General features: G+C 70.2%; 18 protein-coding genes. 13 read left to right on the forward strand and 5 right to left on the reverse strand.

Annotated features, from left to right (window positions below):
- The 3 genes from ACFYX4_RS40700 to ACFYX4_RS40710 form a co-directional block, all read left to right on the forward strand.
- The coding region (locus tag ACFYX4_RS40700) for an NUDIX domain-containing protein (protein WP_389344996.1) at positions 1-989 on the forward strand (989 nt) is incomplete at its 5' end.
- A gap of 135 nt (positions 990-1,124) precedes the next feature.
- Positions 1,125-3,461, forward strand: coding sequence for a methyltransferase, FxLD system (fxlM, locus tag ACFYX4_RS40705; RefSeq protein ID WP_389344998.1), 2,337 nt, complete (start codon positions 1,125-1,127; stop codon positions 3,459-3,461).
- Positions 3,454-4,233 (forward strand): NUDIX domain-containing protein, encoded by a 780-nt coding sequence (locus tag ACFYX4_RS40710; protein WP_389345000.1) that lies wholly within the window; start codon positions 3,454-3,456, stop codon positions 4,231-4,233. Before fxlM ends, ACFYX4_RS40710 begins: the two co-directional genes overlap by 8 nt.
- Before the next feature lie 72 nt (positions 4,234-4,305).
- On the opposite strand, the gene ACFYX4_RS40715 is transcribed toward ACFYX4_RS40710, so the two are convergent.
- The 4 genes from ACFYX4_RS40715 to ACFYX4_RS40730 all read right to left on the reverse strand — a co-directional run bounded on the left by ACFYX4_RS40715 (position 4,306) and on the right by ACFYX4_RS40730 (position 7,978).
- Entirely contained in the window at positions 4,306-5,757 is a 1,452-nt protein-coding gene (locus tag ACFYX4_RS40715; RefSeq protein WP_389345002.1) for an amidase family protein, read from the reverse strand.
- On the reverse strand, positions 5,754-6,962 hold the full coding sequence (locus tag ACFYX4_RS40720; RefSeq protein WP_389345004.1) for an MAB_1171c family putative transporter: 1,209 nt from the start codon (positions 6,960-6,962) through the stop codon (positions 5,754-5,756). The genes ACFYX4_RS40715 and ACFYX4_RS40720 overlap by 4 nt, the downstream gene beginning before the upstream one ends.
- Positions 6,959-7,435 (reverse strand): hypothetical protein, encoded by a 477-nt coding sequence (locus ACFYX4_RS40725; protein WP_389345006.1) that lies wholly within the window; start codon positions 7,433-7,435, stop codon positions 6,959-6,961. The genes ACFYX4_RS40720 and ACFYX4_RS40725 overlap by 4 nt, the downstream gene beginning before the upstream one ends.
- A gap of 72 nt (positions 7,436-7,507) precedes the next feature.
- Positions 7,508-7,978, reverse strand: a complete 471-nt coding sequence (locus ACFYX4_RS40730) for an XRE family transcriptional regulator (RefSeq protein ID WP_389345008.1) — start codon at positions 7,976-7,978, stop codon at positions 7,508-7,510.
- Positions 7,979-8,828: 850 nt separating this feature from the next.
- On the opposite strand from ACFYX4_RS40730, the gene ACFYX4_RS40735 reads away from it, so the two are divergent.
- The 10 genes from ACFYX4_RS40735 (at position 8,829) to ACFYX4_RS40780 (ending at position 17,379) form a co-directional block, all read left to right on the forward strand.
- The gene (locus ACFYX4_RS40735) at positions 8,829-9,725 is read left to right on the forward strand and encodes a helix-turn-helix domain-containing protein (protein ID WP_389345010.1); all 897 of its coding nucleotides are present in this window, start codon (positions 8,829-8,831) and stop codon (positions 9,723-9,725) included.
- A 2-nt stretch (positions 9,726-9,727) separates the two neighbouring features.
- The gene (locus ACFYX4_RS40740) at positions 9,728-10,444 is read left to right on the forward strand and encodes a hypothetical protein (protein WP_389345012.1); all 717 of its coding nucleotides are present in this window, start codon (positions 9,728-9,730) and stop codon (positions 10,442-10,444) included.
- 162 nt (positions 10,445-10,606) lie between these two features.
- Complete coding sequence (locus tag ACFYX4_RS40745; RefSeq protein WP_389345014.1) at positions 10,607-11,248, forward strand: WhiB family transcriptional regulator; 642 nt, start codon at positions 10,607-10,609, stop codon at positions 11,246-11,248.
- Positions 11,245-12,885, forward strand: coding sequence for a hypothetical protein (locus ACFYX4_RS40750; protein WP_389345016.1), 1,641 nt, complete (start codon positions 11,245-11,247; stop codon positions 12,883-12,885). Before ACFYX4_RS40745 ends, ACFYX4_RS40750 begins: the two co-directional genes overlap by 4 nt.
- Positions 12,882-13,073 (forward strand): hypothetical protein, encoded by a 192-nt coding sequence (locus ACFYX4_RS40755; protein WP_389345018.1) that lies wholly within the window; start codon positions 12,882-12,884, stop codon positions 13,071-13,073. The genes ACFYX4_RS40750 and ACFYX4_RS40755 overlap by 4 nt, the downstream gene beginning before the upstream one ends.
- 84 nt (positions 13,074-13,157) lie before the next feature.
- The gene (locus ACFYX4_RS40760) at positions 13,158-13,394 is read left to right on the forward strand and encodes a hypothetical protein (protein ID WP_389345020.1); all 237 of its coding nucleotides are present in this window, start codon (positions 13,158-13,160) and stop codon (positions 13,392-13,394) included.
- An 11-nt stretch (positions 13,395-13,405) separates the two neighbouring features.
- The gene (locus ACFYX4_RS40765) at positions 13,406-14,017 is read left to right on the forward strand and encodes a plasmid mobilization protein (protein ID WP_389345022.1); all 612 of its coding nucleotides are present in this window, start codon (positions 13,406-13,408) and stop codon (positions 14,015-14,017) included.
- Positions 14,014-15,756 (forward strand): relaxase/mobilization nuclease domain-containing protein, encoded by a 1,743-nt coding sequence (locus ACFYX4_RS40770; RefSeq protein WP_389345024.1) that lies wholly within the window; start codon positions 14,014-14,016, stop codon positions 15,754-15,756. The genes ACFYX4_RS40765 and ACFYX4_RS40770 overlap by 4 nt, the downstream gene beginning before the upstream one ends.
- Before the next feature lie 424 nt (positions 15,757-16,180).
- A complete protein-coding gene (locus ACFYX4_RS40775) occupies positions 16,181-16,624 on the forward strand; it encodes a hypothetical protein (RefSeq protein ID WP_389345026.1) in 444 nt (147 codons plus the stop codon).
- A 71-nt stretch (positions 16,625-16,695) separates the two neighbouring features.
- Positions 16,696-17,379 (forward strand): hypothetical protein, encoded by a 684-nt coding sequence (locus tag ACFYX4_RS40780; protein WP_389345028.1) that lies wholly within the window; start codon positions 16,696-16,698, stop codon positions 17,377-17,379.
- Between the two features lie 97 nt (positions 17,380-17,476).
- Here ACFYX4_RS40780 and ACFYX4_RS40785 read toward each other — a convergent pair whose 3' ends face one another.
- A complete protein-coding gene (locus ACFYX4_RS40785) occupies positions 17,477-17,881 on the reverse strand; it encodes a hypothetical protein (protein ID WP_389345030.1) in 405 nt (134 codons plus the stop codon).
- Positions 17,882-18,252: the final 371 nt, after the last annotated feature.

An 18,252-nucleotide genomic window follows, 5' to 3' on the forward strand; every position in this document is an offset into this window, starting at 1 on the left:
TCGAATCAGCCCTCGGCAGCCCGCCACGTCGCGTGCCGATGGACAACACATCACCCCAGGTCAGAGCCGACCCGGTCACGTTCACGGTCGGTAAAGACGACGACCGCGGTGAATACCTGCTCCACCTGCGCGACTACTTTCCCGGCCAGATCTGGGAGCCGGGCATGTGGTCGCTCCTCGGCGGCGGCCGAGAACCCCAGGACACCACCCTGGAACACACCGTGCGACGCGAACTCGACGAAGAAGCCGGACTGCACATCCCCGACCTGACCCCGTTCGGCACCGAGGATGCGGTCGACGCCGCCGGCGCGACCCTGCCCATCGCCATCTACGCCGGCAACTGGAACGGCGACCCACGCGAACTTCGCCTGACGGAAGGGGTGATGCTTGCCTGGTTCACTCCCGATGACCTCCACCGTCTGCGCATCACAACCTCCACCAGCGACCTCGTGCGACGCCACGCCGCCACCTGCCCAGCCATCGCGTCCACTCTCACCTCGCACGTCGCCCACTCATCAGTAGCCGAGCGTCGACCGGCCTCTCCCAGCGGCACCGTCCCCAACGTGATCGGCGTCCACCTCTATCTGGAGCGCCCCGACGGAACAGTGCTGCTCGGGCTGCGCCACCCCGACTCCGCGTTCGCACCCTCCACCTGGCACACCCTGGCAGGCCACTGCGAGCAGGAAAGCGCCATCACGTGCCTGATCAGGGAGGCACGCGAAGAGGCCGGCCTACTGATCGAGCCGCAGGACGTCGAACTCGTCCACGTCGTCCACCTCGTCGACCGGGTCGGGGACCAGCCTCGCCTGGGGCTCTTCTTCCGCGCTCGGGCCTGGAGGGGCGAGCTGCAACCATGTGAGCCGGCCAAGTGCACCGAGTGGAGATTCTGGGACCCGACCGCACTTCCGGAAGCCCTCGTCCCTTACACCCAGGGCGTCATCGAAGCCATCCGCGCCGGTCACCTCTACTCGGAGACAGGATGGGCATGAGCCACCGCCGCAAGCTCGTCGAGGCCCTCCGTCGCTGCATCCTCGCCTTGCGCCCGTGGGAAGTGGCCGTCTGAGCCGACACCCCGCCTGATCTCTGTCCGTGTACCACCCTGGCCTCGCCGTAAGGATGCGCCGTTGTTCACCACGCAAGATGAATGGAATCGCGGCTACGCCGAAGGCCGCCGTTACCGGCCCCTCGACGACGACGAGCGATCGTTGCTCGCCCAGCACGTGTCTGCTCCCGACGGCGGCCGAGCACTCGACGTGGGATGCGGCACCGGAGAACTCGCCCTGCACCTGGCCTCCATGGGCTACGCCGTCGATGCCGTGGACTGGGCCAACGCCGCCTTCCCCAGTACCGACGCGCACCTCGACGATCCCTCCTACGGATCCGTCCGCTGGCAGCACCTGGACATCGAGCGTGCCAACCTTTCGAAACTGCAGGCGGACGGCTACGACCTGATCGTCCTGCGGATGGTGTACGCGTTCCTGCGCGACCGCACGCGCCTGACCCGCACTCTGGGCCGGCGGCTGCGCAAGAGTGCTGCCCTCGTCGTCATCACACCACTCGTCGCGACCACCCCCGCCGAGCGACGGGGCATCGCCCTCAACGAGGACGAGGTCGCCCACCTGATGAGCATGTGGGACCAGGCACAACGCTTCGACGCGAACGGCATGGCCGTCCTGGTCCTGCGCGGGCTGAAGAAGCCCGCCGTGCAGATCACGAACACACCGTCCCTGCAGCCGACTTCGGTGGCCGAGGTGCACGCCTTGGTCACCGACGCCCAGGGCCGCGTCCTTCTGGGCCGCTCGCAACAGGGATGGGAACTGCCCGGCGCGTTGCCCCAGCCAGGAGAAGGATTTGAGCACACGGCGGTGCGCGCACTGGCCGAGCAGACCGGCGTGACGGCCGAACCGGCCGACGCGCACGTCCTCGGAGTGCACCTCGATGCCCCGGAGGGCCTGGCGCGGATGAGCGTCGTGGTCCGCATCTCGGCTCATACCGAGCAGGTCCAGCCGCTGAAGCCGGACGATTTCGGGCACGTGGACTGGCGACCGCTGCACACCCTGCGTTGTCTGGACCGCCTGTCCGCCACCTCCGCACGGGCTCTGGACCTCATCTGGCCGGGGGTCCTGCCGTACGTGCCCTCCGCGCACATGTATCCGATCGACAACACCTGCCCGCCCGTGCCCGGCGAACCGCCAGAAGCGGTCGAGCAGCGCGAGCGCATGGCTGACCGGGTCATCGCCGGTGGCTGGGCCCCCTCCCTGCCGGTCCAGCAGGCGTTGCGTGCGGTGCCGCGCCACCGCTACACCCCCGAGAGCCCGCTGCGGACCGCCTACCACAGCGACTTGGCCGTGGTCACCGAGCACAACGACCTCGCCCAGGCGACCAGTTCCGTGTCCGCAGCCTGGCTCCAGGCCGACATGGCCGAGCACCTGCGTCTGACCGAGGGGATGACGGTTTTTGAGGGCGGCTCGGGCGGCTACAACGCCGAGCTGATTGCGCACATTGTCGGCCCGGCCGGGCGCGTAATCACCGTCGACCTCGCCCCGTATGTCGTGCGGCGCACGCGGCGGCTGACCGCCGAGGCCGGCAGCGGTCGCGTCACCGCAGTGCTCGGCTCTGCCAGCGACGGCGCAGCCGAGCACATGCCCCGCGGCGGCTTCGACGCCTCGGTGATCACCTACAACTGCTGGGACATCGCCCCCGCTTGGCGCGACCAGCTCGCCGACGGCCGCTATCTCGTGCTCCCGCTGGAAGTCCACGGCTACACCCGCGCCATCGCCTTCCAAAAGCACGGCCCGGTGCTGCGTGCCACGGACTTCCAATTCTGCGGGTTCGTCCGCGACCGCGGGCCCGCTGCCCGCACCGTCCCCGCCGTCGACCTCGCCGAGGGCGAACTGCAACTGCGGTTTCCCGACGGCGTACCCGCCGAGACCACCGGTCTGGACGATGCCCTCGCGGGCCCGCGCAACGAAGTGGCCACTGGCGTGTGCGTGGCCGGCAACGAATCGTTCGAAACTCTGCAGCTCTTGCTCGCCACCACGCTGCCCGGCTTCTGCCGCCTCGCCCGCAACATTGAAAGGGACAGCGGCATCACCGCACTGCCGAAGGGCTCAGACGCAGCCGCGATCACAGCCGACGGCTCCCTCGCCTACCTGACCCACATCCTCGTCCAGGACGGCCCCACACCCGATCAGCGCCGCTCGGAGTTCCTGGCCCACGGCTTCGGTCCATCCGGGCCCGCTCTTGCCGATCAGCTCGCGGCCGCCGTACGCCGCTGGGACATCCGAGAACGAGCGCACGGATACCCCGAGTTGGAAGTGCACCCTGCCGGAACCCCGGACGCCGAGCTGCCCGCAGGCCACGTGCTGGGCAAGACCCACAGCCGGCTCGTGTGGACGTGGCGCTCCGACGCCGCCGACACCCCGGCCCTGCAACCGGAGAAGGTGAGCGCCCATGAGTGATCCGGTATCCGACCCGGTCGAGCCGCAGCACCGGCTGGGCCTGTACAAGCGTTACTACGCCCAGGTGGAATCCGGCCGCAAGACCATCGAAGTCCGGGTGCGCACGCCCCGGATAACAGGCGTCGCGGTCGGCGACGTGCTTGTGTTCCACGGCGAGGAGTCGGGGCGCGAACTCGACGTGAGGGCTACGCGGATCACGCCGTACGCCTCGTTCGCCGAGCTGCTCGCCGCCGAGGACGTCGCCCGCATCGACCCTGACAGCACTCGCGCGGAGCAGCTCGTCAACCTGCGCCGTATCTACCCGCCGAAGAGGGAGGCGCTGGGGCCGCTCGCGATCGAGTTCGACAACCGGCCGGCACTCGCGGGGCAGCCCATGTCCCTGTCCGCCGAGGCGTACGTCCAGACCGTTCCGCACCACACGGTGTACGGCTGCTTCTACGTACGCGACGACCACGATCGGCCCGTCCAGTTGCGTTCGGTGTACGGCGGTCGCCCCTGGCAGTTTCCCGACGGGAACACGGACGCCGGCGAGGATCCCCTGGAGACCGCGCGCCGCGAGACGGCCGAGGAAACCGGGCTCCACCTCGGCCAGGACCAGCTCCGGCTGCTGCTGACGCACTACCTCCACCCCGGGCCCCGCTGGCCCATGGGCAAGATCGGCTTCATCTTCGACGGCGGCACCCTCACCGCTGAACGACTGCGGCAGTTCGCCTCGATCCGGCCGAGCACGACCTCTGGGCGATCCACGGCCTCGACGAGTGGCGACGCCTGATGGGCAAGGAGGCGTTCGCCCGCCTGGAGGCCGTCGAACGGGCCCGCGCCGGTAGCGGCCCGCAGTACCTCGTCACCGGTCCCGCCTGACCCCACCCCTCCCCTTTGGAGTTCCTCCGAGCAGGGGCGCCAGGCGCTCGGCCATCACGAGCAAAGTCCGGTCCGAATAGGACGGTCCGACGAACTGCACACCGATCGGGAGGCCGTCGGTGCCATGCGCAATAGGCATGACCAGGCTGGGCAGGCCGATATGGCTGGTGAGGTTGGCCCAGCCGGTCTGGTCGAAGAAGCTCCGTTCGGTGCCGTCGACCGTGAGGGATCGGCTCCCGGCCGGGATCGCGGCGGTAGGCGCGGCGGGCGTTATGAGGACGTCGTACTGACCGTCGGTGAAGAACCGGTGCCACGTCTGCTGGAGCCGGAGGCGCTCCTCGTTGGCGCGGATCCAGGCGCGGTGTGTCTGCGTGCGGTGGCGGAGGATGGCGGCTCTTGGGCTCGCGTCGTTCGTGTGCAGGTCACGGGCGGCGGCGAGTTCGGCCGCTCCGGCGTCATCGTCGGTGGTGGCCGTCGTGGTGGCGTGGAGGAGCTGCTCGAAGAGGCGGAGGGACTCGGCGAAGCCGAGCGGCCCCGCGGTGCGGTGGACACTGACGCCGGAGGAGGCGAGTGTCCCTTCGAGGGCGGCGAGAACGTCGGCCGTGTTGCGGTCGACGGGGCCGCTTGCGTCGTCGGCCCACACCGCCACACGGAGTTGGCCGAGCGGGCGCTGCGCCGTGGACAGCGTGACGCTCCAGGGGGTGTTCTCGTCGGGTGACGGTGTCGTCAGCGCGGCGAGGAGCAGGTCGAGGTCGCGGGGGTGACGGGCGAGGGGGCCGGGGGTGACCATGTCGCTGCTGGTGATCCATCCCGGCGGTCGGGGGATGTGGCCGCGGGCTGGGACGAGTCCGTGGGTGGGGCGCAGGCCGTAGACGCCGCAGTAGTGAGCGGGGAGCCGCAGGGAGCCGGCGAGGTCGCTTCCAAGGTCAGCGGGGGTCAGGTATGCGGCGACTGCTGCGGCGGGGCCGCCGGAGGAGCCGCCGGTGGTGCGCTTGGGATCGTGCGGATTGAGCGTGGGGCCGAACAGGGCGTTGTCGGTGTGAAGGTCCTGGCAGTACGCCGGGGTGTTGGTCTTGCCCATGATGACGGCACCCTGGTGGCGGAGCCGGGCGACCGCGTCGGCGTCGCGTGCGGGGACGTGGTCGGCGAGGTCTTTGGCGCCGCTGGTGGTACGCAGGCCGATCGTCTCGAAGCTGTCCTTGATCGTGAGGGGAAGCCCGTCGAGGATGCCGGTGCTCTCGTTGCGGGCCCGGCGTTCGTCGGCCGCGTGCGCGGCGGCGCGGGACGCGCTGTCGTCGCGGGTGACTACGGCGTTGATCTGGCTGGCGTCTATCTGGGCGAGGTGGAGGTCGAGCAGTTCGCGGCTGGAGATCTCGCCGCGGTCCAGGGCCTGGAGCTGGACGTGGGCGGGCTGACGGGTGAGGTCGTTCGTCATGCGGAGACTCGCTCAAGGTGGGGGGCTCGTGCGGGCTGGCGGGGCAGGTGGCGCGCGACGTCGAGGAGAGCGTCGATGTCGTCCATGGGCCTGGTGGTCTGGCGTTCGGAGTCGGCGAACTCAGTGAGCTGGTCGGGCTCCGGGCGGGTGCCCGCGGCCCTGGCGGCGATTCCGGCGAGGATCTGGTCCGCCGTGACGGCCGCGGACAGATCCTTTCCGTGAAGCCCTCGGGCCCGGTGACGGGTTTCGCTGGCCTCGCGGACGGAGGCGTCGAGGTACTGGCGGATCACGAACCGGCCGTCCCGGATCTCGACTGCTCGGCGGTAGAGCCGGATCGAGATGCGGCGGAAGCGGCGCCTCTGGGCCGGGTCGACCCTGTCGATCGGCAGCTCGATCTCAGGTGCCTCGCTGTAGAAGGCCAGCCACAGGGGGCGCAGGCCGTAGTAGCTGCGGTACTGCTTGATCCGGTACCGGACGCTTTGGGCCTGGTCGCTGATGGTGGGCACGAGCCAGCCGATCAGCGTGAGCATGGCGCCGACATCGCCGCAGGTCCAGGCGAAGCCCTCCCATTCCGCGAGGGAGGTGTCGAAGGCGCTGGCGATCACGTTGCCGATGCGGACGGCGCTGTATCCGAGGGTGATGGTCGCGCCCAGGGCGACGATGCGCAGGCCGACGCGGACAGACCCGCGAGTGCTGCGGCGGGCCAGGCGCCAGCAGGCGCGGGCGAGGAAGACTTCGCCGATGGTGTAGGCCGTGACGTACAGGGTGAGGTACGCGGCGTACCAGTCGTCGTGCGCGTAGTAGAGCGTGAAGTCGATCGGGTGCGGCGCGCTGGGCGTCAGCAGGGCGAACAGCACCAGCAGCCCTGCGATCACCGCGAAGCCTGCCCAGAGCCAGCGGCGACTGCGCTGGCGGGCTGCCTCAGGCGGGGATCCCCAGTAGGTGAGGACCACCTGCTGGCAGGCCAGGAGCGCGACCACGCAGCCCTGCGCGAGGGGCACGGAGATGTTGACGGTGCCGAGCACACGGTCGAGGTAGTTCCACATCGGCGTGATGGAGAACAGGAACGAGAGCCCTGACAGCAGGAAGACGGCGGCCAGCGCGGCCGAGGCGGGGTCACGGCGCCGGGTGGGCACGTCCCGCAGGAGGCAGAGGAAGCCGAGCGTCGCGACGACGAGGCTGATCGGGTGGAGCAGGTCCTTCACGGCCGGGCCTCCCGTCGGCGCAGCAGCGTGTGCGTGACCCGGTCCTGCACTTCGTCCCCGGAGGACTCGTCGCTGCGCAGCCACCGGTCGATGATCTGGCGCTGAAGCAGCGAGGCGAGCTGTTCGGTGTCCCGCTCCTCGTCTTCGTCGTACTTGGTGCGGCCCAGCATCATCTGCACGGTGGCTGAGCCGACGCTGGTGAAGACCGTTGAAGAGAGCGCGGACGCCGGGCGGGTCTCGTGGTGGCCGAGCAGCAGGTGGCTGAACTCGTGGGCGATGATGTGGTCTTGGTGCAGGACACTGGTCCGCGGGTCGTAGAACACGTGGACGGCACTCTCCGTGACGGCGCAGGCCCCGCACACCGAGGGTGCCTGCTCCCGGGGCACTAGGACCACCGTTCTTCCCGTGCGGCGAGAGACCTCGTCGCTGAGATCGCGGATATTGGTGACGTGCGGGAGCTGCAGCTCGGCCAAGAGGTCAGGCCGGCGCAGCCTACGTGCGGACCACATTGCTTTTCCTTGATCACTTACTGAACTAAGGTCGTTCTACGCGCCAGTTGAGGGTGGCAACCCCTCGGATTGTCGTACGCTCTCGACGATTCCCAGGACGGCATCCTTTCCATCCGCCGAGACATCGGATAGGCGAAGAAGAACGTTCTTGATCTTTGCGTCGCGAAGCAGTGCGAGCAACTCAAGTTCCTGCACTGTCTTTTCGGCGACGGCCTCATCGAACCAATAGGCGGGATCCACACCGAAAAACCCTGCGAGCGCTTCGAGATGACGCTTCGTCGGGTTATCACGCTGCCCGGTCCGCAAGAGCCACAGGTACTGCGCCGACAGCTTGCCCAGCCCGCGCTTCTCCATGAGTTCGGCCACTTCAGCGTTGCTGAAGGGGCCGCGGTCGGGCGGGTGCACCGTGTCGAACAGGCGGTTAAGGCGGTCCATGAGCCCCTTGGGGTTCACCTGGCCTTCGGTCGACTCTTTCATGATCCTTTCCTGGGTGGACTTCGTCGTCACTTCGGCCACCCTACCTCGCCATAAACATGAGTTGACGGCGTGATCCCGCGTATGGAAAGTTCTTCCCCACCAGCACGTTTCCGTGTGGCACGCACCGCCCGTTTCAGGTCGACCTGTCCGTTTCTGTCGGCAGGAGTGCGTGGGGCGGCGTGGTGCAAGCCACATTCGTCCAGCGACATACGTCACGTCTGGCAGGCCGTATTTGATCTTCGATCGGAAAGCGCGGAGTCGACCGTGGAAACACCTCACCCACATCGCATTTCCGCTGCGGAGAATGCCAGACTCCCGCTCCAATTCGGACACAATGGCACGCTCTCGGCGTACGAGGCAACCGCGGCAACGGTGCGCTTCGACGCGAGGAAGCACCCCACCAGGCCCTGTACGGACGACTGCGGCACACGATCATTCGGTGACTCTCTGCAACCAGTACAGAGTTTAAGAACCAAGTCTGGATCTTGACACGGGTCCGTGCGTATGTTCGTCGTCCCCGGGCAGCCCTCCTGCGGCGACGAACGTGAGGAGACCGCGAGCACGGAGCGGACCGCGAAGGTCCGCAAACAGCGGCGGCGCCCGGGAGCGGTAACTCACGGACGCCGAACGCTAAGCGGCATTCCCGCCCCGGCAAGGGCGGAGATTGCCCACCATCACCACGCTGAGTCCTTCCGACGGGCGCACCAGCGTGGCAACACTGCAAAGGGGAGTATCGCATGCCTCCTGCCCTGCGCAAAAGGCCCTTCCGCCTGGCCTGCGCGGCAGCCACCTCCACCTCGGCGCCTCAGCGCCCCGAGCCGGACCGCACCATCCTGGCCCCGGCGAGCCGCCGGCCCCGCCCGCTCCTCGGGAGCGGCCGATGAGCAGCGAAGCCCGCGAGTGGGTGTGGGAGCACAGCTCCAGCCGAGGGGCCGCGCGCCTGGTCCTGCTGTCGATCGCCGACCGAGTGGCCGACGAACAGTGCATCTCGTATGCCTCGCTGTCCAGCCTGGCCAAGCGCACCCGCGCCTCGGTCTCCACGGTGCGCGAAGCCGTCGAGCGCCTGCTCCTGGCCGACGAGCTGGAACAACTCGACGACCTCGTCGGCCCACAGCGCAGCACGGTCTACCGCATGCCTCTCGCCGCCGAAGCCGTCGCCCAGACCCAGCGCGAGCAGCAGGAGGCGGGAGGCGACACGGCGGCGGGAGACGAGCCCGCCGGCCCAACGAGGCTCCGGCTCTCGGCTCTGCGGCGGTACGGAATCCGCCCGCGTGAGGTGCCGGAATCCCCCGCGAGGGTCCGGAAACCGGCAGTACCGGAAACCGGCAGGTCGAGGCGGAATCCGGCACAGCGACGTACCGGCTACCGGCACAGCGATGTACCGGCTACCGGCACACAGAACCGTAGTGAACCTGATTTGAACCGGAGGTACAGCAGTAGTGGTGCTGCCGTCCTCTCGGCTGCCGAGTGGCAGGTCGACCCCCCCACCCACACCTGGGCCCGCCAGCAGGGACACCTCGACCGCCTCGGCGAGCAGGGTCTGCGAGCCGCCGACGCGAAGTGGCGTGCCCACCGGGCGGGCCACACCCCGAGGGCGGCGGAAGCCTGGGCTGCCGACTGGCGATCCTGGGTCGCCCGGGAGCACGCCCCCAGCCGACCGAACCTCTACGCCGTGCCCGGCAAGAACACCGCCGCACCGGGGGGCATGACGCGGACGCAGGCCCACACCGCCGCCCTGCTGGCCGCCCTGGACGAGCCGACCGGAACGGAGGGCTGACCGTGGACCGCCGCGAAATCGCCGCCCTGCTGGCCTACATCGGCCGACTCGACCCCCGCACCATCCGCACCGACCAAGGCGAGGCGCGGGACCAGCTCGCCCAGTGGCACGAACTGCTCGGCGACGTGCCGATGGCCACCCCGCACGGCTGGGACGTCCGCGTCGCAGCCCGCCAGCACATCCGCACCTCGCCGTACCAGATCCTGCCCGCGGACCTGGCCCGGCCCTGGGAGAGCTACCGGCGCGACCGCCTGGCGCGGCACTCCGACCCGACACCTTCCGTCGACCCGGACGACCAGGCCGCCTGGATCGCGGAGCTGGCCGGCACCCGCCGCGCCGTCGCCGCCGGTACCGCGCAGCCCGCGCAGGCCCGAGCGATCACCAGCGGTCGCGACGGAGCCGACCCGAAGCTGGAGGCGCGGCTGCGGGAGATCGGCTCCTGCATACCTCCCGCCGCCCGAGCGGCCCTCGCGCCCTACCGTCCCGCCCGCGCAGCCCGAGATGCCGCTGTCGCGCAGGGGCAGCCCGACGCCCTGAGCGTGCGGTGCGAGTGGTGCCTGGCCCAGCCCGGCGAGCCGTGCCGTCGCCGGAGGATCGGTCCCGACGGCGGAGCTCGCGGAACCGCCCCGCGCACGACCCCGCACCCCGGCCGCCTCGACCTCGCCGCCGCCCAGCAGGCCCAGCGCCCCGAGCAGGCCCGGCAGCCCGCCCTTACCTGACCGGCGTACCCGGCGCGTGCCCCCCGTCCGCTGCACCGCCACCCGACGCCACCGTCCCGCACCGGCTGCGGCGCACGCCCACGCGCCGCAGCCGGCACCCGACGCCGCACCCGCCGAGCACCGCGCCCGTCGGTCGGCGCCGCAGCACATCGGAGACCCGCCTTGCGCCACATCACCGCCCACGACGCCCCGGCCACGGACCTGCGCGGCATCGGAGACACCAGCTGGCACACCCGCGGAGCGTGCCACGGCATGGACGTCGAGGACGCCGATGCCGTCTTCTTCCCCGGGCCTCGGGATCACGAGGAGATCGCGGAGGCGAAGGAGCTGTGCGGCTGGTGCCCCGTACGCCGCGAGTGCCTGGACTTCGCTCTGGAGAACGTCCTCAAGGAAGGCATCTGGGGCGGCCTGACCGAGGCCGAGCGGCGCCCGCTGCACGACAACCTGCATCAGCGCCTGGACTACCGGCGCGTGACCGCCTTCTTCCGGGGACGCGATGTGCACCTGACCGAGGCCGAGCGGCAGGTCGTCATCGACCACGCCTACGTCCTGGGCTGGCTGCCCGACCGGCTCGCCGCCGCCCTGCAGATCAGCCACAAGCACGCCCGTGACCTGCTCCGGCAGGCCGCCAACAAGGTCTTCGACCGCGACCGTACCTACGGCGTGCCCCGCCCCAAGAAGAAGCGGAAGAAGACCTCCAAGGCCAAGGGCACGCCCGTTCCCGCAGCTCCCGGCACTCAGCAGCCGACAGGCCGCCCGGCAGCGTCGAGCCCGGCGCACGCCCCTCTCGGAAAGGCAGCATGACCCACCCCGTCCTCGCCTTCGGTGCCAATTCGGACCTCCCTCTCCTCCTGGCTGCCGTCGTGCCCGCCGCCCTCGCGCTCGTGCTGACTGCCTGGACCGTCCGGCGCCGGGGAACCCGCCCGCAGAAACGTCTCGGCGGCCCCGCGGTCAAGGTCGCCGCCGTCGCCGCCCTGGGCTGCACCGCCTACAGCGCCGACACAAGCTGGCGCTTCGCCGCCGACTACCTCGACATGGCCGGCACCGCCGAGCGCGCCGGCATGTTCGCCGCAGCCGAACTCGCCTTGTTCGCCACCGCGCTGATGGCACGGCAGAACCTCGCCGTCCAAGGCGCCCCCGGCCTGCCGGGCATGTTGGTCTGGGTGATCACCACGGTGCAGGTGATCCCCGCCTACGCCGAGAGCGGCCCCATCGGCGGCACAGTCCGGGCCTTCGTCGGACCGGTCATGGCGGCGATGCTGTGGCATCTGGCCATGGGCATCGAACTGCGCCTGCGCACCCCCTGTGCCGCCTCGAACGGACTGATCGCCGTCCTTGGCCGGGAGGCACGCGAGCGGCTGCTGTCCCGCCTGGGCATCGCCGCGCGAGACCGCGACGCCGCGCAGATCACCCGGGACCGGGCCACCGCCCGTGCGGTCACCCTCGCCGCTCGCCTCGCCGAGCGCACACCCGAGCAGCAGCGAAACCGTCGCGGCCGACGGCTGACCCGACGCCTGTCGAAAGCGGTCGGCAGGGCCTCGGTCGGCACCGACCCCCTCCAACGGGCACAGCTGCTCGACCAGCTAGCCGCCCGGCGACACGCGCTCGCGCTCGCCACGGTCCCGCTCCCTTCGCCCTGGTCCCCTGCACACAGCAGCGCAGCGGCGGCCACGGTCCCCGCACAGCCGACATCGAATGTGCCGGTCCCCGTCCCCGGTCCCGACGGTTCCGACGATCCGGTCCCGGACCGGGGACCGAGGACTCCTTGGGGACCGGCCCCCAAGGAGGCGGGCTCGGAACCCAGGGTCGGCTCGGGGACCGAGGAGGACGAAATGGGAACGTTCGCGGGGACCAAGCCGCCTGAAGACGGCGCAGTCCCAGGGACCGACCCCACCGATCCAGAAGCCGCAGCGCGAGACGCAAGGGCAACGAGGACCGACGGCAACGCGCCAGAAGTAGCAGCTCAGCGACCTGATTCTCATCGGGGACCGGACCTCGCGCAGTCGGGGACCAAGGGCACCGAGGACGGAGGACCGACCGCCACCGAGTCCGGGACCGAGACCACCCAGGACCGAGGACCGACCGCCACCGAGTCCGGGACCGAGACCACCCAGGACCAAGAACACAAAGTCCCACTCCGCCGGAAGCCGGCGAGGAAGTCCCGGACGAAGAACAAGGACAAGCGTGCCCGGTCCCGCTCTCCGCAGACGGAGCGCCCGACACGCGAGCTGGGCGAGTCCGAGCGCCAGCTCGCCCACGAGGTACGCCCTCACGTTCCCGCTCTGCTCGAACGGGACGGCAATGGAGCGATCACCCGAGTGCAGCTGCGCGAGATCATCCGCCGCCACGGCCTGACGGGGGTCGGGAACGACCGACTCGGCCTCGTCCTCCAGGAGCTGCGGAACGAGGACATCACCACGCCGAGGAGCACCGCCCGATGAAGACCTGCCATCAGTTCAACACCGTCCGCGCGGAGTACGAGCGAGAGATCGGATTCATGCTCGCTCACTCCGAACGGCACGCGGGCCGGCCGGCGGCCAAGACCAGCGCGAAGCAGGCTGCCTCGGCGAAACAGCGGATGGCTCGCGCGCTCAACAGCCACGTCGGGCGCTGCCCAGAGTGCGGCTGAACCGGCAAAACCCCAGCTCAACCCCACATCCGTGAAGCTGGCCCGGCTCCGCGCCGGGCCACCGTCCCGCTCAGGAGGTATGCCGTGACTTCACGTCCACCTCGTTCTTCCGAACCCATGATCGCCGAGGCCGATGCCTGGGCGGACGTCCTGGTCCGCCGGCAACTCGTCTACGCCGTCGTCGCCACGCCTACCGGGCAGTGGCTCGTCCAGGACCGCCCCGACGGACCGGTCCTCGTCCTTGCGAGCCCAGCCGATGTTCTCGCGCTGGCCGCAACCATCCAGCAACGCACCCGCTCTACGAGGCCCGAATCCCGATGACGCACGCCAGCATGAACGGCACCACCCCGAAACCTGATCCCGACTCCAACTCGGTCTCGGGGCGAGCAAGTTGGGGCGGAAGCGTAGCTTCCGCCAACCCCGCCCCCAAGGGGGACGGGGAGGACCTGCACCGGGGGGCGCAGGTCCAGGAGGCTTCGACCGAGGGCGGATCGAAGCCGGGACCGGAGGAGAAGCCGACCGAGCGCCGCAGCCACCGCGAGCGCGCTGTGCGCGCTCGTCAGCGTCCGCGTCAGCCGCGCGCCACGAAGCGCCTGAACCAGCCCAACACCCGTTTCAACGAAGAAGAGTTCGCGCTGATCAAGTCCGCCGCCGCCCGATGCAACCTGTCCGTCGCCGGCTTCCTCGCCCGCGCCGCGCTCGCCGCAGCCCGCGACCTCGACCGCACGAGCGCCGAGATAGCCGACGAACGCGAAGTGATCACAGCCCTGTTCGACAGCCGGCGTCGGCTCGGCTGGGCCGGCAGCAACCTCAACCAGGCGGTCAAGGCACTCAACTCCGGCGCGGACGCTCCCCAGCTCGACGCGGCCGTCGCCGCGGTACGGCGGGCCGCCGACACCGCGCATGCAGCCGCCACACGCCTGATCGAACGCCACGGCGCATGATCCCCAGCGTCAACAACGCCGGATCACAAACCTTCGGCCTCCTCAAGTACCTCTACGACACGGGCAAGTACGAGGACCACACCGACCCCCACCTCGTGGCCTCCTTCGACGGCATGGCCCCCGACCCCGGCCGCGACCCGAACGCCACCCTCGAAGACCTGCAGCAGCTCCTGGACCAGCCCGTGATGGCCCTGCCGAAGCATGCCCGCCCGGCCAAGCACGTCTGGCACACCTCCGTGCGCGCGACGGCGGACGACCGGATCCTCTCCGACGAGGAATGGGGTGAGATCGCCCGGCGGATCGTGGCCGCCACCGGCATCGACCCCGGTGACGGGCAGCCCGGCTGCCGCTGGGCCGCCGTACGACACGCAGACGACCACATCCACATCGTCGCCACCGTGGTGTGCGAGGACGGCAGCCGCCCCGACGACTTCCGCTCCGGCAAACGCGCCCAGGCCGAGTGCCGCCTCATCGAGAAGGAACTCGGCCTCCACCAGGTCGCCCCCGGCGACGGCACCGCCGCCCAGCGGCCCACCAGCGCCGAACGCCACAAGGCCGAACGCCAGGGTCGCGAGCGCACCGCCCGCGAGGAGCTGCGCGAGACGGTACGGCGCGCGGTGTCCGGTGCGAGAAGTGACGAAGAGTTCTTCGACCGGCTCGCCGCCGCCGGCGTCCTGATCCGTAAGCGCGCCGCCCCCTCCGGAGACCTCCTCGGATACAAGGTCGCTCTGCCCGACGACCTGAACAAGGACGACGAGCCGGTGTTCTACCCCGGCGCGCGCCTGGCCCCTGACCTGTCGCTGCCCCGCATCCGGGAGCGCTGGTCCGGCGACACCGGGACCGATCCGACTCCACGGCAGGAGGACACGGTCCGTACGGGGCCCGGCGCCCCAGCCTCCGCCCGCCGCGGGACGGCATCGGCCGCGTGGCAGGCCGTGCTCATCATCGAGCACGGCGACGACGCGGTCGCCGCCGCCCACATCGCCGCCGCCGGCGAGGTCCTGGACGCGCTCGCGAAGACCTCCGCCGCCCACACCCGCCGCGAACTACGAGACGCCGCAACAGCGTTCGAGCGGGCCTCCCGCTCCCACGTACGCGCCGTACGCGGGCACGACAGCGCGCTGCGGCAGGCCGCCCGCGACCTCGTCCACGGAGGGCCCGCCCTCGGCCGCGGTGAGGACGGTGCCACCACCGCGATGGCGATCGACATGCTGTTCTTCCTCATCACCGCCGCCGCCCTCTGGCATGCGAGAAAGGGACATGCCCAGCAGGCCGAAGCCGCTGCCCAGGCGGCCGGACACCTGCGCACCGCCTACCAGGCCGCTGCCGCCCAGCCGCTCGGCGTGCTCTACCAGCGAGGCCGACGTCTGAGCCGGCCGGTGCTCCAGCGGCAGACCGTGCTGCTGCGCGAGACGCTGCCGGGGCTCGCCGAGCAGATCCTCGCCGAGCCCGGCTGGTACGCCCTGGCCGCGACCATCGCGGAAGCCGAAGCCGCAGGCCACGATCCGGCCGCTCTTCTGTCCGCCGCGGTCGGGCGTCGTGAACTCGGCACCGCGGAGTCGGTGAGCGACGTGCTGGTGTGGCGGATGCGGCGGACGGCCGATCTGCCCGCCGACGCCTCGCCCCTGTCCGAGAGCGGCACCGCTGGGGTCCAGCCCGCAACGCGCAGGACCGCCCCCCAGACTTCCGCGCCCGGCCGCCGCCGCAGCGGGGAGGAGACGTCGGGCAAGACCCGGTGAGCCCTGCCAGCCGGGGTGCAGCCTCAGCGCACGACCAGGAACGCGCGCACCGCCACCGCCCCGCTCGCGACCCACAGCATGGCCGTACGCCACAGCGGACCCCGGCGGCGTTCAGGCCCGCGTTGTGGGTCACGGGCGCTACGCACACTCAGGAGGAACGCAAGGGCGCAGGTGCGGCGACTCGAGCCAGTAGGCGACGCGAAGTTGGGCGGTCGAAGCCGACGTGGCGTGTTCGGGCACGCCGAGGGGACGTCACTCATCCGCTCGGAGACACGCGCCGTGCCCACTCGTCATCCGCGCCCCATGAGGCGGAAAACGCCTGATGACCTGCCCGAAGGCGACTGTGGACTTTGTGAATTGAAACCGCCAGGGGCGTAAGGCACGATCATGAAGCGAGCAGGACGAGGCACAGGAGGACGCCAGGGTGTTTCACCGAATACGCCGCCGGGCCAAGGAGCCCAGCGAGGAACAGCGCCGATTCTTCGAGCTGTCGGCGCGGCTGCAGAACCAGGTCCCGCCCGGGATCGGGGTGCCGACGGCCGAGCCGGAACACATCGAGCCGACCTCGGTGGTGGGCGACTTCCTTCCGCCGGAGCTGCGGGTACCCAGCCACGACCAGGTCGACGGCACTATGATGCCGTGGAAGCAGCCGCTCGTCCTCGACGGCGAGATGGTCGCCTGCTCCGAGTGCGGCGCGTACCGGGACTGGCTCATCCTCTCCACCCGCGACCAGATCTGGCTGCGTTGCCGGGTCGGCCACCAGCAGCAGGAAACCCGCCTCAACACCGCCTGGTTCAACCGGAACCGCGGACCGGCGGACGCGACGCACGCCACGTTCGAGGACTGCCTGCGCCACCTCGGGCACTGACCCCCACTCCTACGACCCCACCGGGCCCGCACTGACCACCCGTCGCCTAGCACCAAGGGGTCAGTTCCGTCATGCGCGTTCGCGTCGCCAACACCGTCCTCGGCATCACCGCCGCCCTCCTCACCGTGTCCGCCTGCTCCACCGACACCACCGGCGCCAAGCACGCCACCGCCCGTACCGGGTCGCCGGCCGACACAACCCAGGCTGCTCCGCTCACGTCGGCCGCGCTGGAGACGCGCCTGCTCGACCAGAGCGACCTCGGCAGCGGGTACCTGCGCAAGCCGGAGCGCCTCACCCAGCACGACGACGTCACCGTCATCGGCTGCCCGGCCCTGAGCGAACTGGGCGGCGACGCGGCCACCGGCGCCACGCTGACCTTCCCCCGCAAAGCGAAGACGGCCTTCACCTACGGCGGCAGCTCCTCCGAGATCTCCGAGGAGTTGTACAGCGACGGCGCGAACAAGCTGTCCGACGGCATCGGCCGGATCTTCGACGCCATGACCGGATGCCCTACCTATCAGGTCGTCGCGGGCGGCACCCCGATCGATATCGCCTCGCAGAAGCTGCCCGCGCCCCACGGCCTCGGTGACGAGCAGTGGAGCCAGCTCCTGACGTTCTCCGCCGGAGGACGGAGCACCGTGGTCAAGCAGACCGCGATCCGCGACGGCAGCCTGCTGCTGATCGTCTCCGGCTCCCCGGCCCTCGTCGACCGCCACCTCAACAAGGCCCTCACCAAGGCCACGGCAGCCAGCTGACCGGCCCCGACACACTTCTGCCCCCGACCAGGACGGCCGGGGGCAGCAGTGCTGTGCTGAGATTGTTCCGCTTTGACGGACACCATCGGTGTGGTGGTCAGGCTGCGGTGCCGTACATCCAGCGGCGAACCACTGTGTAACCGTCAGGAAGCTCGTTCCCCTTCAACTCCCTATACCTCGCCTTGGCCTCTTCGCCGGCGTGCTGACCGGGAGGGAGCCTTCGGAGGAAGGGGTCGCGGTCAGGGGCAGGGGAGGACTGGCGAGGCTGCTCCGTAGCTTCATTGTCGGAGGCCGGTTCGTAATCCGCGATGTCCTCGACCTCATGCCTCGCGGAGCCCTGCCTTGCGAGGTAAGCGACCACGGCCAGACCTACGACCAGAGTCACGCCGCCGATGACGCGGATCTTCGGCTTGTGCTTCGCGTACCAGCTCCTCGAATTCTCGTCAGAGGGCTCGGGCTCGCCATCTGTGGCAGTGGGTTCACCGGGCGTGGGGTCGTCCATGTACACACATCTACCGGACCCCGCCGCTACCTGTCAGGCAATCAACCGACATCACCCGATCAGCTTCAGTACACCGAGCAGAGCTCACTTCACCCCCACTTCCCAGCCTTGGGGCCGGAGACGATCACCGGTGCCGGGCCGGCCCGACACCTTGTACTCGTCGCCCCGGTCGCCGTCCTCCGACTCGATGGCCCGCCCGAGCCTCTGGAGGGAAATACCAGAAGCCCGGCCCCTGTTCGGGATGCTGTTGGTTTAGTCGGGCCTGTGCGTGACGTCGGCCTTCAAGACCCGGTTGTGGTCTTGAAGGCCGACGTTGTCGTATGGGGTGGGTGCGGATGTCGATGCAGCCGAAGGGGTCTGGGGAGATCCCG

Source organism: Streptomyces sp. NPDC002328 (assembly GCF_042890065.1).
In the GTDB taxonomy this organism is placed as follows: Bacteria; Actinomycetota; Actinomycetes; order Streptomycetales; family Streptomycetaceae; genus Streptomyces.

Excerpts from the sequence above, each read along its gene's own strand:
- ACFYX4_RS40710 (WP_389345000.1), top strand. The coding sequence starts at position 3,454 with ATGAGTGATCCGGTATCCGACCCGGTCGAGCCGCAGCACCGGCTGGGC.
- ACFYX4_RS40715 (WP_389345002.1), bottom strand. The coding sequence starts at position 5,757 with ATGACGAACGACCTCACCCGTCAGCCCGCCCACGTCCAGCTCCAGGCC.
- ACFYX4_RS40735 (WP_389345010.1), top strand. The coding sequence starts at position 8,829 with ATGAGCAGCGAAGCCCGCGAGTGGGTGTGGGAGCACAGCTCCAGCCGA.
- ACFYX4_RS40750 (WP_389345016.1), top strand. The coding sequence starts at position 11,245 with ATGACCCACCCCGTCCTCGCCTTCGGTGCCAATTCGGACCTCCCTCTC.
- ACFYX4_RS40755 (WP_389345018.1), top strand. The coding sequence starts at position 12,882 with ATGAAGACCTGCCATCAGTTCAACACCGTCCGCGCGGAGTACGAGCGA.
- ACFYX4_RS40765 (WP_389345022.1), top strand. The coding sequence starts at position 13,406 with ATGAACGGCACCACCCCGAAACCTGATCCCGACTCCAACTCGGTCTCG.
- ACFYX4_RS40770 (WP_389345024.1), top strand. The coding sequence starts at position 14,014 with ATGATCCCCAGCGTCAACAACGCCGGATCACAAACCTTCGGCCTCCTC.
- ACFYX4_RS40780 (WP_389345028.1), top strand. The coding sequence starts at position 16,696 with ATGCGCGTTCGCGTCGCCAACACCGTCCTCGGCATCACCGCCGCCCTC.
- ACFYX4_RS40785 (WP_389345030.1), bottom strand. The coding sequence starts at position 17,881 with ATGGACGACCCCACGCCCGGTGAACCCACTGCCACAGATGGCGAGCCC.